At 75.1% G+C, this 14083-nt stretch carries 7 protein-coding genes; 6 read left to right on the top strand and 1 reads right to left on the bottom strand.

Annotated elements, in window-relative coordinates; genetic code table 11:
• Positions 1-119: 119 nt before the first annotated feature.
• The gene (locus tag KV205_RS23970) at positions 120-860 is read left to right on the top strand and encodes a YwiC-like family protein (protein ID WP_265866621.1); all 741 of its coding nucleotides are present in this window, start codon (positions 120-122) and stop codon (positions 858-860) included.
• A gap of 55 nt (positions 861-915) precedes the next feature.
• Here KV205_RS23970 and KV205_RS23965 read toward each other — a convergent pair whose 3' ends face one another.
• Positions 916-3552, bottom strand: coding sequence for a flippase-like domain-containing protein (locus tag KV205_RS23965; RefSeq protein ID WP_370414760.1), 2637 nt, complete (start codon positions 3550-3552; stop codon positions 916-918).
• A gap of 165 nt (positions 3553-3717) precedes the next feature.
• On the opposite strand from KV205_RS23965, the gene KV205_RS23960 reads away from it, so the two are divergent.
• From KV205_RS23960 to KV205_RS23940, 5 genes are all read left to right on the top strand, one after another.
• Positions 3718-4068: an MGMT family protein gene (locus KV205_RS23960; RefSeq protein ID WP_306806340.1), complete on the top strand. Its 351-nt coding sequence runs from the start codon at positions 3718-3720 to the stop codon at positions 4066-4068.
• Between the two features lie 296 nt (positions 4069-4364).
• On the top strand, positions 4365-8243 hold the full coding sequence (locus KV205_RS23955; RefSeq protein WP_265866720.1) for an ATP-dependent DNA helicase: 3879 nt from the start codon (positions 4365-4367) through the stop codon (positions 8241-8243).
• A 78-nt stretch (positions 8244-8321) separates the two neighbouring features.
• Positions 8322-9149, top strand: a complete 828-nt coding sequence (locus KV205_RS23950) for a hypothetical protein (protein WP_265866618.1) — start codon at positions 8322-8324, stop codon at positions 9147-9149.
• Positions 9150-9212: 63 nt separating this feature from the next.
• On the top strand, positions 9213-12635 hold the full coding sequence (locus KV205_RS23945; protein ID WP_265866617.1) for an ATP-dependent DNA helicase: 3423 nt from the start codon (positions 9213-9215) through the stop codon (positions 12633-12635).
• A gap of 10 nt (positions 12636-12645) precedes the next feature.
• Entirely contained in the window at positions 12646-14082 is a 1437-nt protein-coding gene (locus KV205_RS23940; protein WP_265866616.1) for a dipeptidase, read from the top strand.
• Position 14083 lies beyond the last annotated feature (1 nt).

Below are 14083 nucleotides of genomic sequence, written 5' to 3'. Positions count from 1 at the left end.
GTTCGATCTGTGCTTCGAGGCTAGAACCGGCGGGAGGGCGCGGAAGGGGGCCGATGGTCCCTCCGTGGGGTGACCAAATCCCGTAGTTGTCCCGGCAGATGGTGTGTGACGGTGTGAGGGTGAGCGCTGCCGGACGATGGATCCCGAACCAGCACGGTGCCTGGGCGATGCTGACCGTGCCCTACGCGGCGGGCGTGCTGCTCGGCGACCCCGTGTGGGCCCAACTGCCCCTGTTCGCCGCCTGGCTGGCCGCGTACGTGGCCGCCTTCCACGCCCAGCAGTGGCTACGGCTCCGCCGGCTGTCCCGCAACCCCCGCGCCGCCGCCCGGCACGTCCGGCCCGCCGTCGTGCCGGGAGCCTGTACGGCCGTCCTCGGCGTGCCGCTCGCCGTCGCGTACCCGTGGCTGCTGCTCGGGGCCGCCGCCATGGCGCCGTTCCTCGCGGTCAACGCCTGGCACGCGCGCGTGAACCGGGAACGCGCGCTGCTCAACGGCCTCGCCGCGGTCGTCCCCGCCTGCGGCATGCTCCTCGTCGCCCTCCGGCTCGGCGGCGGCACCCTCGCCGAGGGCCTCGCCCCGGCGCTCGTCTGCCTGCTCTACTTCGCCGGCACGGTGCCGTACGTGAAGACGATGATCCGCGAGAAGAACTCGGCCGCGTACCGGAAGGGCTCGGTCGTCTACCACGCGGCGGCGCTGCTCGCCGCCGCCCTCCTGAACCCCTGGCTCGCCCTGCCCTTCGCGGTCTACCTCGCCCGCGCGGTCGTCCTGCCCGGCCGGGGCCTGAAGGTGCCGGTGGTGGGCGCGGTGGAGGTCGGCTGCTCGCTGCTGCTGCTCGGCTTCGTGGTGGCGGTGTACGGGTAGCCGGCGCAGGGGCCGTGCGGGGCGCCCGTGGCCGCACGGGGGGCGGCCTGCCCGGCTAGAGCGCCTCCTGCTTGGTCAGCCAGTTGAAGCAGATCCAGCCCGGCAGCACCGGCAGCCACAGGGTCAGCAGACGGTAGAGCAGCACCGCCGGGGTGGCGACGTCGATGGGCAGGCCCACCGCGACGAGACCACCGATGAGCGCGCCCTCGACCGCGCCGACACCGCCGGGCGTCGGGGCCGCCGAGCCGAGCGCGTTGCCCGCGAGGAAGACCACGGCCACGCTCGCGTAGCTGATCGTCGCGTTCCCGTGCCCGAACGCGCGGATCGACGCGTCCAGGCAGAAGACGAACGCACCGGTGAGCAGCAGCATCCCGCCGATGCCGGTGACCAGCTTCATCGGCCGCTGGAGCACGTCCAGCATGCGCGGCACCACGCCCGCGAAGAGCGAGCGCACCCGGGTCGAGACGAACTTCCGCATGAACGGGATCGCCGTCATCACCAGGACGAGCACCGCGACCGTCAGGAGCCCCGCGATGACCGTCCTCGACGGCGAGAACGACTGCGACTTCTCGGTGCCCGTCAGATAGCCGAAGGCGAGCAGGAGCAGGATGTGCGCCCCGAGCCCGAAGAGCTGCGAGGCGCCGACGCTCGCCACCGCGAGCCCCGGGCGCACGCCCGAGCGCTGCAGGAACCGGGTGTTGAGGGCGACTCCGCCGACCGCCGCCGGGGCGACGATCTTCACGAACGAACCGGCGACCTGCGCCACCACCGTCCGCCAGAACCCGACCCGCTCCGGCACGAAGCCGAGCAGGCTCATCGCCGCCGCCACATAGCTGAGGGCGGAGAACACCACCGCCGCCGCCACCCACCGCCAGTCCGCCTCGCTGACCGTCGACAGCGGCGTCCGGGCGATCTGCGAGAGCAGGAAGTACGCGGCGACCGCGCCCGCGAGCAGCGAGATCAGCGTCCGCGGCTTGATGCGCTCCAGGCGGACCGGCTCCACCGGCGCCTGCGGCCGGATCAGCAGCACCTGCTGGCGGATCTGCGCGAGCAGATCCTCCTCGCGGGCCTCGTCCAGGGCCGAGTCGAGCGCCCGCTTCTCCGCCTTCTTGTCGGCCTGCTTCTCCGCCCGGGCCGCCTTCCGGTCGGTCTCCAGATTGGCCTGGGCCCGCGCCTCCGCCCGGGCCTGCTTGGCCGCCTCGGAGGCCGCGAGCACCGCCTCGCGCTCGCGCGCGGAACGCTCACGGGCCAGCCGGCGCAGCTCCCCGCGGGTCGACCGGCTCAGCGCGATCGGCTGGAGCAGCGGCAGACAGTCGGCGATCGCGTCCGGGCCGAGCATCTCCACGGCCGCCGCGACCGCCCGCTCCGCCCCGACCCGCAGACCGAGGGTGGTGAGCAGCTGCGCGATGTCCATCCGCAGCACGATGTCGCCCGCCGCGATCTCGCCGCCGCGCAGATCGGTGAGGATCACCCTGCCGGAACGATCCACCAGAATCGCGTCCCCCGCGAGCCTGCGGTGCGCGATCCGGCGCGACTGCAGCGCCTTCACCTGGCGCCAGGCGCTGCGCACCAGCTCGTCGGTGATCTCGTCGTCGTCCAGCGAGTCCAGGGTCCGGCCGCCCAGGTGCTCGTACACGAGCATCACGGCGTCCGGTCCGAGCTCGGAGGTGGCGATCAGCTTCGGCGCGTTCGCGCCCGCCGCGATCGCCGCGTACGCGAGCAGCGCCTCCTGCTCCAGGGCCTGGCGCAGCGACACGATCGACCGGCGGGTGGTGATGGTGCGCAGGGTGAGGCGGCGCCAGGCCCGGTAGAAGAAGCCGTGCGCCTGCTGCTCGCGGTCGACGACCGTGACGTCGAGCGGCGGCCCGTCCTCCAGGGTCACGATGTAGCGCCGGCCCCGGTCCCCGCTGTCGGCCGAGTCCGGCACGCCCTCGGCGCGCAGCGCCGTCACGGGCCGGAAGCCGACCCGGCGCAGGCCGGCGAGCAGGGTCTGCCCGGTCGGCCGGACGTTCGGCGAGCCGACCGCGTACAGCGTGCCGTACGCCACGGTCCAGCCGATCAGCACGGTGAGGATGATCGAGAAGGCGGTGGTGTAGCCCGCGACGAGCATGGTGAACGCGTCGAGCAGCAGCACCACCCACAGCACCACCCGCCAGCGCGGGCGCCGGGCCATGCCGACGGCGGTCATGTACGCGATGACGGGCGCGAGGTAGTTGTGCACCGGGTCGGTGAGCCCGCCGCCGGACTGCGGCTGGGTCAGCGCGTCCGCGATGGTGCCGGGCGCGGCCTTCGCCACCCACAGGTCCGTGGCGAGGGTCACGCCGTGCGCGAGGACGGCGGCGAGCACGCCGTCGGCGATCCGCAGCCCGTCCCGTTTGACCAGGCGTTCGATGGCGAAGGCGACCGGGACGAGGAGGACGGCGATCGACGACACCAGACCGGCGATCTTGACGAAGACGTCCGGGGCGCCGCCGGCGCCCTTGTTGATGTCCTGCTCCAGACCGGAGGTGGTGCCGTGGGCGAAGGCGGCGATGCCGAGGACGACGGCGATGGCGAGGACGCCGATCAGCAGCCGCATCAGATCCGACGGCCGGTGCACCCGCGCGGCGAGCAGCGGCTCGTCGCCGGACACGCGCTCGGGAGCGCGCTCCGGCGGGCTGTCGTGAGCCATCACCCTGTCCGTCTCGGTCATCGGTTCCGTCGTCTGTTCTGTCTTCGGGTCAATCTTCGTCGTTCGTTCTCGAATGTGTTCTTGATCTTGTTCTTGATCTCGTATCACCAGTCACCGCCCGGACGATGGTGGCACGAAGCGGGGCCGTTCGGAGGCATCAGGGGGTTGTCGGTGGGGTGAGGCAGGATGGGCCGAATGGAGACGCAGGAGCTGCCCGAGCTGCCCGACTATGCGGAACGGGTCCTTCAGGTCGCCGAGGAGATCCCGCCCGGCCGGGTGATGACCTACGGCGACGTCGCCGAGTGGCTGGGCGAGGGAGGCCCCCGGCAGGTCGGCCGCGCGATGGCGCTGTACGGAGGCTCCGTGCCGTGGTGGCGCGTGGTGCGGGCGGACGGCGTCCCGCTGCCCGGCCACGAGCTCCGCGCGCTCGGCCACTACCGGGCGGAGGGCACCCCGCTGCGCCAGCCGGCCGGCGGCGGCGCGCTGCGCCTCGACATGCGGCGGGCGCGGTGGGACGGCGCGGCGGTGCCGGAGTGAGGGCGCGCGATGGCGCGGGCCGGACACCGGGTTCGGTCCGGACACCGGGTTCGGGCGGGACACCGGGTTCGGTCCGGAAACCCGGCTCGGTCCGGAAACCCGGTTCGGGTCGGACACCCGGGTCCGCGCCCGGAATCGCGTAACGTCGAGGGTCGCGCTCCTCACCCGAGCGCTCCCCGTGCGGAACGACACACCGCGCGAGCACGAACCCGACAGACCCAGCAGCAGGACCGGCGACCCACGTGACTTCCTCCTCCACCCTTCGGTATACGCGGGGCACCGGCGCGTACCGGCTGGTGCGGGCCGTGCCGGCACCGGTGCGGCCCCCTGTGCTTGACGCAAGCCAGCGCGCGGTGGTTGACCACACGGACGGTGCACTTCTGGTCCTGGCCGGACCCGGCACCGGCAAGACGACGACGCTGGTCGAGGCGGTCGCGGCCCGGGTCGAGGCGGGCGCGGACCCGGAACGCCTCCTCGTCCTCACCTTCAGCCGCAAGGCGGCCGTGGAACTCCGCGACCGGATGGCGGCCCGGCTGGGCGGACGGCGCCCGCCGCAGGCCACCACCTTCCACTCGTACTGCTACGCCCTCGTCCGCGCCCACCAGGACGCCGACCTGTTCGCCGAACCGCTGCGGCTGCTGTCAGGGCCCGAGCAGGACCTGGCGGTACGGGAGCTGCTCGCCGGCCAGATCGACCTGGCGAAGCTCGGCCTCGGGCACGTCCGCTGGCCCGACGAACTGCGCGCCTGCCTCACCACGCGCGGCTTCGCCGACGAGGTCCGCGCGGTGATCGCCCGCTCCCGCGAACTGGGCCTCGGCCCCGACGCCCTCGACGCCTTCGCCCGGCGCGTCGGACGGCCCGACTGGGGCGCGGCGGCCGGTTTCCTCGCGGAGTACCTCGACGTCCTGGACCTCCAGGGCGTCCTCGACTACACCGAGCTCGTGCACCGCGCCGTGCTCCTGACGGAGTCCGCGGCGCCCGGCGCCCTTCCCGCGTACGACGCGGTCTTCGTCGACGAGTACCAGGACACCGACCCGGCGCAGGTCCGGCTGCTGCGCGGGCTCACCGCCGGCACCGCCGCCACGGTCGTCGCCTTCGGCGACCCGGACCAGTCCATCTACGCCTTCCGCGGCGCCGACGTGAACGGCATCCTCGACTTCCCCGCCACCTTCGGCGCCGCCGTCCGCGTCCTCGACACCTCCCGCCGCTCCGGCGCCGCCCTCCTCACCGCCACCCGCCTCCTCACCCAGCGCATGCCGCTGCCCCGCCTCCCCGCCGACCGCGTCCGCGCCCACCGCGCCCTCACCCCGGTCCGCGACGGCGGCCGCGCCGAGGTCCACACCTACCCCACCCCCTCCACCGAGACCGACAACATCGCCGACCTCCTCCGCCGCGCCCACCTCGAAGACGGCACCCCCTGGCACGACATGGCCGTCCTCACCCGCTCCGCCACCCCCCTCCCCTCCCTCCGCCGCGCTCTGACCGCCGCAGGTGTCCCCGTGGAGACCGACGCCGCGGACACCCCGCTCCGCCACGAGCCGGCGGTGGCGCCGCTGCTGCTGGCGTTGCGGGCGGCGGCGGGCGGAGTGGAGGCGGGGGTGCAGGAGGAGGCGGGCGAGGCGGACGCCTTGGACGAGGGCGAGGGCGAGGGCGCGGCCGCGACGGTCGGCGCCGTTTTCGCCGCGCCTGCGGGGGGAGAGGCGCCCGCCGGCGCGGGGCCGGGTGCGGGCCAGGGCCCGGAGGCCCCTGTTGTTGGCGCGGCTGCGACGGTCGGCGCCGTCTTCGACGCGCCCACCGGTTCGGACACGGGCCACAGGCCCGGTGTCCCCGGCACGGGCGGAGCCCAGGCGCCCGCCGGCGCGGCGCCGGGTGGGGGCCTGGGGTCCGATGCCCCTGCTGGCAGCCGTGTCGCCGACGGCCCGGGCGCGGGCCAGGGCCCGGAGGTCTCCGCCGACGGCACGGCCGCCGCCGTTGCGACGGTCGGCGCCGTCTTCGACGCGCCTGCCGGTTCGGACACGGGCCACAGGCCCGGTGTCCCCGTCGGCGACGAGGTGTCCGGCGGCGCTGCCGACGCGTCTGCCGATGGCAGGCCACCCGGCGCGGAGTCCCGGGCCGGCGGCGGCCCGGGTGCGGGCCAGAGGCCTGAGGCCTCGGCCGGCGGCGAGACCGCGCTCGCGGCGGAGACGGATGGCGCGGGCTTCGCCTCGCCCGCCGGCGCGGCGCCGGGTGCGGGCCGCGAGCCCGAGGGCCCTGCCGGCGGCAGCGGCACCAGCCCCGCCGCGCCCGCCGCCCCCGCGTCCTGGCTCGATACCGAGACCGCCGTCGCTCTCCTCGCCTCGCCGCTCGGCGGGATGGATCCCGCGGATCTGCGGCGGCTCGGGCGGGCGCTGCGCGATGAGGAGCGGGCCGGGGGGAACAAGGTGCCCGCGCCGTCGGACGTGCTGCTCGCGCGGGCCCTCGCGGAGCCGGAGCGGTTGGTGGCGCATGACCAGACGTATGCGCGGGGGGCCCGGCGGCTCGGGCTGTTGTTGCAGCAGGCACGGAACAGGCTGGCGGCCGGGGGGACCGCGGAGGAGGCGTTGTGGTTGCTGTGGGACGGGACGCCGTGGCCCGGGCGGCTTGAGCGGGCGTCGCTCAGGGGCGGGCCCGCCGGGCGGAACGCGGACCGGGACCTGGACGCGGTGTGCGCGCTGTTCGAGACGGCGGCGCGGGCCGAAGACCGGGTCGGCGGCCGCGGCGCGCTGAACTTCCTGGAGGAACTGGACGCGCAGGACATCGCCGCCGACACCCTCACCCGCCGCCACACCCGCCCCGACGCCGTACGCCTGATGACCGCGCACCGCTCCAAGGGCCTGGAGTGGGGCCTCGTCGTCGTCGCCGGCCTGCAGGAGGGCCTGTGGCCGGACCTGCGACGGCGCGGCTCGCTCCTGGAGGCGGACCGGATCGGCCGCGACGGGCTCGCCGAGCCGCTCACCCCCGGCGCCCTCCTCGCGGAGGAGCGCCGGCTCTTCTACGTCGCCGCCACCCGCGCCCGCGACCGTCTCGTCGTCACCGCCGTCAAGGCCCCCGCCGAGGACGGCGACCAGCCCTCCCGCTTCCTCACCGAACTCGGCGTCGAGCCGAAGGAGGTGACCGGCCGCCCCCGCCGCCCCCTCGCCGTCGCCGCGCTCGTCGCCGAGCTGCGCGCCACCACCGTCGACCCGGCCGCCTCGCCCGAGCTGCGCGCCGCCGCCGCCGAACGCCTCGCCACGCTCGCCGCCCTCGCCGACGAGGACGGCCACCCGCTCGTCCCGGCCGCCCACCCGGACCGCTGGTGGGGCCTCGCCGAGCCGACCCGCAGCGAGGTGCCGCTGCGCGACCGGGACCGCCCCGTCGCGCTCTCCGGCTCCGCGCTCGACCAGCTCGCCAACACCTGCGCCCTGCAGTGGTTCCTGGGCCGCGAGGTCAAGGCGGACGCCCCGGCGACCGCCGCCCAGGGCTTCGGCAACGTCGTGCACGTCCTCGCCGACGAGGTCGCCTCCGGCCGCACCCCCGCCGACCTCGACGTCCTCATGGCCCGGCTCGACTCCGTCTGGGACGCCCTCGCCTTCGACGCGCCGTGGAAGTCGGCGCAGGAGAAGCAGAACGCCCGGGTCGCCCTGGAACGCTTCCTGCACTGGCACGTCATGGACCGCGGCGCGGGCCGCACCCCGGCCGCGACGGAGCACGACTTCGACGTCACCCTCGGCGCCGGCCCGTACCAGGTCCGCATCCGCGGCTCCATGGACCGCGTCGAGGCCGACGAGCACGGCCGCGCCTACGTCGTCGACTTCAAGACCGGCAAGTCCGCGCCCACCAAGGACGAGGTCGCCCACCACCCGCAGCTCGCCGTCTACCAGCTCGCCGTCCGCGAGGGCGCCGTCGACGAGGTCTTCGGCGGCCGCACCCCCGAACCCGGCGGCGCCGAACTCGTCCACCTCCGCCAGGCCGCCCCCAAGAAGGAGGGCGGCGACGCCCTGCCGAAGGTGCAGGCGCAGGAGCCGCCGGACGGCGCGTGGATCGGCGACCTGCTCGCCGGCGCCGCCGGCCGCGTCCTCGACGAGCGCTTCACGCCCACCGCCGGGCAGCACTGCACGACCTGCTCCTTCCGCGCCTCCTGCAGCGCCCGCCCGGAGGGCCGCCAGGTCGTGGACTGACCGCGCACCGAGAAGTCGCGACCCCCGGCCGCCTCCGGCACCCTGGAATTTCGGGGAGAAGTCCGCGAGGAGGCTCGCATGGCGTCCCATACGACCACGCTCCGCGCCACCGGCATCGTCGCCGCCGCCCTGCTCGTCGGCGCCGCGCCCGTCGCCCTGGCACCCGCCGCCCACGCCGCGCCCCCACCCGTATCCGTACGGGCTCCGAGCCCCACCCCCGCCCCCGACCCCTTCAAGGGCCTCACCGCCGACCAGATCGGCGACAAGGCCGTCGCCGCCACCCAGTCCGCGACCTCCCTGCGCATGACCGGCCGGGTCTCCTCCGGCGGGCAGCCGCTGGACGTGGACTTCTCCGTCAGCGACAAGAGCGAGTGCACGGGCGCCATCAAGCTCCGGGGCGGCACCGCCGAACTCCGCCGCGCCGGCGGCGTCACGTACATGAAGGGCGACGAGGCCTTCTGGCGCGCCTCCATGACCTCGCAGGGCATGCCCCCGGCGCAGATCGACGCGACGATCGAGCTTCTCAAGGGGCGCTGGCTGAAGATCCCCCAGGGACAGCCCGGCACCGAGGACCTCGGCAGCGTCTGCGACCTGAAGTCGCTCCTCGCCGACCTCGGCCGGAACAAGGAAGAGCGCACCGGCCTGGTCCGCGGCCCCGACGGCGAGGTGAAGGGCACCCCCGTCGCCACCCTGGTGAAGCGGAAGACCGAGGGCGGGACCACGACCACCACCACCGTCTCCGTCTCCGAGCGCGGCAAGCCCTACATCCTGAAGACGGTGAAGACGGGCGGCACGGACCCCGGCAGCGTGGTCCTCTCCGACTACGACAAGCCCGTGAAGGTCGTCACCCCGCCGGCCGACCAGACCGTGGACCTCACCAAGCTGGACCAGGGCACCCCGGCCTGACGGCCCCCACCCCGACCGGGCACTCGGTCCGGAGTGTCAGTGCGTCCCGTTAGCCTCTTTCGGGTGACCGCACGCATCACCGACCCCGAGCAGCTCAAGGAGCTGCTCGGCATCCCGTTCACCCCGGAGCAGACGGCCTGCATCACCGCGCCGCCCGCCCCGCAGGTCATCGTGGCCGGAGCCGGTTCCGGCAAGACCACGGTGATGGCCGCCCGGGTGGTCTGGCTGGTCGGCACGGGCCAGGTCGCACCCGAGCAGGTCCTCGGCCTCACCTTCACCAACAAGGCCGCCGGCGAGCTCGCCGAGCGCGTCCGCACCGCCCTCGTCCGGGCCGGCGTCACCGACCCCGACGTCATCGACCCGGACGAGCCCCCGGGCGAGCCGCGCATCTCCACGTACCACGCCTTCGCCGGCCAGCTCCTCACCGACCACGGCCTGCGCCTCGGCCTGGAGCCCACCTCCCGGCTCCTCGCCGACGCCACCCGCTACCAGCTCGCCGCCCGCGTGCTGCGCGAGGCCCCCGGTCCGTACCCCGCGCTCACCCGCTCCTTCCCCACCCTGGTCGGCGACCTGCTCGCGCTCGACGCCGAGCTCGCCGAACACCTCGTACGGCCCGAGCGCCTCCTCGCGTACGACTCCGAGCTGCTCACCGAACTCGCCGGCGCCAAGCTCACCAACGCCGACCTGCGCAAACTCCCCGAGGCGGCGACCGCACGGCGCGAGCTACTCGACCTCGTCGTGCGCTACCGCGCCGCCAAACGCTCCCGCGACCTGCTCGACTTCGGCGACCAGATCGCGCTGTCCGCCGAGCTCGCCACCACCCGGCCCGAGGTCGGCGCGATCCTCCGCGACGAGTTCCGGGTGGTGCTCCTCGACGAGTACCAGGACACCTCCGTCGCCCAGCGGCTGCTGCTCTCCGGCCTCTTCGGCCAGGGCACGGGCCATGCCGTCACCGCCGTCGGCGACCCCTGCCAGGCGATCTACGGCTGGCGCGGCGCGTCCGTCGCCAACCTCGACGACTTCCCCGAACACTTCCCGTACGAGGACGGCCGGCCCGCCACCCGCTTCGCGCTCTCCGAGAACCGGCGCAGCGGCGGCCGCCTCCTCGACCTCGCCAACGGTCTCGCCGCACCGCTGCGCGCCATGCACGCGGGCGTGGAGGCACTGCGGCCCGCGCCCGGCGCCGAACGGGACGGCAGTGTGCGGATCGCGCTGCTGCCCACCTACGCCGAGGAGCTCGACTGGCTCGCCGACCGCCTCGCCCACCTCGTCCGCACCGGCACCGAGCCCGGCGAGATCGCCGTCCTGTGCCGCACCGCCACCGACTTCCCCGCCATCCAGGCCGCCCTGGTCGCCCGTGACGTGCCGGTCGAGGTCGTCGGCCTGTCCGGGCTGCTCCACCTGCCCGAGGTCGCCGACCTGGTCGCCATCTGCGAGGTCCTCCAGGACCCCGGCGCCAACGCCTCCCTCGTACGGCTCCTCACCGGCCCCCGCTGGCGGATCGGCCCCCGCGACCTGGCCCTCCTCGGCCGCCGCGCCCGGCTCCTCGTGCACCGGCCGGGAGCGGACGCGGACGACGCCGACCAGCGGCTCGCCGCCGCCGTCGAGGGCGTCGACCCGGCCGAGGTGATCTCCCTCGCCGACGCGCTCGACACCTTCCTCGACTCCGGCGGCACCGGCACCGAGGACGACCAGCTGCCCTTCTCCGCCGAGGCCCGGGTCCGCTTCGCACGTCTCGCCGCCGAACTGCGCGCGCTGCGCACCTCCCTCGCCGATCCGCTGATGGACGTGCTGCACCGGGTGCTCGCCGCCACCGGCCTGGAGGTCGAGCTGTCGGCCTCCCCGCACGCCCTGGCCGCCCGCCGCCGCGAGACCCTCGGCAACTTCCTGGACATCGCCGCCGGCTTCGCCTCCCTCGACGGCGAGGCCACCCTGCTCGCCTTCCTCGGCTTCCTGCGCACGGCCGCGCAGTACGAGAAGGGCCTGGACAACGCGCTGCCGGGCGGCGAGAACACGGTCAAGGTGATGACCGCGCACAAGTCCAAGGGCCTGGAGTGGGACGTCGTCGCCGTGCCCGGCCTGGTCACCGGCCAGTTCCCGTCGGCCCGCGCCCGCGAGTCCTGGACCGCCCAGCCGCAGGTCCTCCCGCACGCCCTGCGCGGCGACGCGGCCACCCTGCCCGCGCTCGACACCTGGGACGCCAAGGCGCTCACCGCCTTCAAGGGCGCCATGCGCGACCACCAGCACACCGAGGAGCTCCGCCTCGGCTATGTGACCTTCACCCGGCCCCGCTCCCTGCTCCTCGGCTCCGCCCACTGGTGGGGCCCGGCGCAGAAGAAGCCCCGCGGCCCCTCCGACTTCCTCCTCGCGCTGTACGAGCACTGCGCCGCCGGCCACGGCGAGATCGAGGCCTGGGCGGACCCGCCGGAGGAGGGCGCCGAGAACCCGGTCCTCGCGGCGGAACTCCGCGACCAGGCGTGGCCGCTGCCGCTGGACAAGGAGGGCCTGGCGCGGCGCCGGGAGGCGGCCCGGCTGGTCCTGGACCGGCTGTGGTCCCGCGAGGTTCCCGCCCCCGCCCCCGCCCCCGCCCCCGCCCCTGCTTCCGTTCCGGCGGACCCGGACCCGGGCCCGGAACCGGCCCCCGACCCCGAGGACCTCTGGCTCCCGGAGGACCTGGCGGAGCCCGAGGAAGAGCCCCCGTACGAACCGGAGTGTGACGAGCCCCACGTGCCCGCGCCGCGCGCGGAGCCGAACCCCCTCACACCGGAAGAGCGCCGCACCATCGCCTCCTGGGACCGCGACCTCACCGCCCTCACCGCCGAGCTCCGGCGCGCCCGCGCGACCACGCGGGACGTCCTGCTGCCCGCGTACCTCTCCGCCTCCCAGGTGCTGCGCCTCGCCGCCGACCCCGAGGGCTTCGCCAAGGAGCTGGCCCGGCCGATGCCGAAGCCGCCGCAGCCGGCAGCCCGGCGCGGCACCCGCTTCCACGCCTGGGTGGAGTCCCGCTTCGACGAACTGCCGCTGCCGCTGCTCGGCCCGGACGAGCTGCCGGGCGGCGAGGAGTTCGCGGGCGAGCCGGAGATCCTGGACGAGCGGGACCTGGAGTCGCTCAAGGAGGCCTTCGACCGCACCCCGTACGCCCGCCGCACCCCGTACAAGGTCGAGGTCCCCGTCCACCTCTCCCTCGCGGGCCGGGTGGTCCGCGGCAGGATCGACGCCGTGTACCGGGACCCGGACACCGGCGCGTACGAGATCGTCGACTGGAAGACCAGCCACCTGCGCAACGCCGACCCGCTCCAGCTGGCGATCTACCGCCTCGCCTGGGCCGAGCAGTACGGCCTCGACCCGGAGGAGGTGGCCGCCGCCTTCGTGTACGTACGGACCGGGGAGATCGTCCGGCCGCGGCGGCTGCCCGGCCGGGCCGAGCTGGAAACTGTGCTGCTCGGCACTCCCACCGGGGACGGCGCGGCTTCCGGCGCCGGATAGGCTCGGTGGCATGAGCGAGACCCCGGACAACGCCGTCCACGCCGGACCGACCGCTGCCGTACGCGCGTACGTCGAGCAGCACCGCAGCGCCTTCCTCGGCGACCTCGCCGAGTGGCTGCGGATCCCCTCGGTGTCGGCGCAGCCGGAGCGCGCCGGGGACGTGCGGCGCAGCGCCGAGTGGCTCGCTGCCGAACTCACGGAGACCGGTTTCCCCACCGTCGAGGTGTGGGAGACGGACGGCGCGCCCGCCGTCTTCGCCGAGTGGCCGTCCGACGCCCCGGACGCGCCGACCGTCCTCGTCTACGGGCACCACGACGTGCAGCCCGCCGCCCGCGAGGACGGCTGGCACACCGACCCGTTCGAGCCGACCGTGCTCGACGGGCGGCTGTACGGGCGGGGCGCCGCCGACGACAAGGGCCAGGTGTTCTTCCACACCCTCGGCGTCCGCGCCCACCTCGCCGCGACCGGCCGCACCGCGCCCGCCGTCCACCTGAAGCTGGTGGTGGAGGGCGAGGAGGAGTCGGGCTCGCCGCACTTCCGCGCCCTGGTGGAGAAGCACGCCGACCGGCTCGCCGCCGATGCCGTGATCGTCTCCGACACCGGCATGTGGTCCGAGACCACCCCGACCGTGTGCACCGGCATGCGCGGGGTCGCGGACTGCGAGATCGATCTGTACGGGCCGGACCAGGACATCCACTCCGGTTCCTTCGGCGGCGCCGTGCCCAACCCGGCCACCGTCGCCGGCCGGATCGTCGCCGCCTTGCACGACGCCGACGAGCGGGTCGCGATCCCCGGGTTCTACGAGGGCGTGACCGAGCTCACCGAGGCCGAGCGGGAGCTGATCGCCGAGCTGCCCTTCGACGAGGCCGGCTGGCTGGCCACCGCCAAGTCGCACGGCACCCTCGGCGAGACCGGCTACTCCACCCTGGAGCGGGTCTGGGCCCGCCCGACCGCCGAGGTCAACGGCATCGGCGGCGGCTACCAGGGGCCCGGCGGCAAGACCATCGTCCCCGCCGCCGCCCATCTGAAGCTGTCCTTCCGCCTGGTCGCCGGCCAGGACCCGGCGCGGATCGAGACCGCGGTACGGGACTGGCTCGCCGGCCTGGTCCCGGCGGGCGTCCGCCACGAGATCGCCTTCGGCGCCCCGACCCGGCCCTGTCTGACCCCGCTCGACCACCCCGCCCTGAAGGCGGTGGCCGGTGCGATGAGCCGCGCCTTCGACGGCGCCAAGGTCCGCTACACCCGCGAGGGCGGCTCCGGGCCGGCGGCCGACCTGCAGGACGTGCTCGGCGCGCCCGTGCTGTTCCTGGGCATCTCGGTGCCGTCGGACGGCTGGCACGCGCCGAACGAGAAGATCGAGCTTGATCTCCTCATGAAGGGCGTCGAGACGGCCGCGCACCTGTGGGGCGAGCTCCCCGCCGCCCTCCGCGCCACCGCCCGGCGCTGAA

Source organism: Streptomyces sp. SKN60, from assembly GCF_026236535.1.
Lineage (GTDB): Bacteria > Actinomycetota > Actinomycetes > Streptomycetales > Streptomycetaceae > Streptomyces.
The sequence above is the reverse complement of the archived record's forward strand: the minus strand, read 5'-3'. Positions and strand labels throughout refer to the sequence as shown.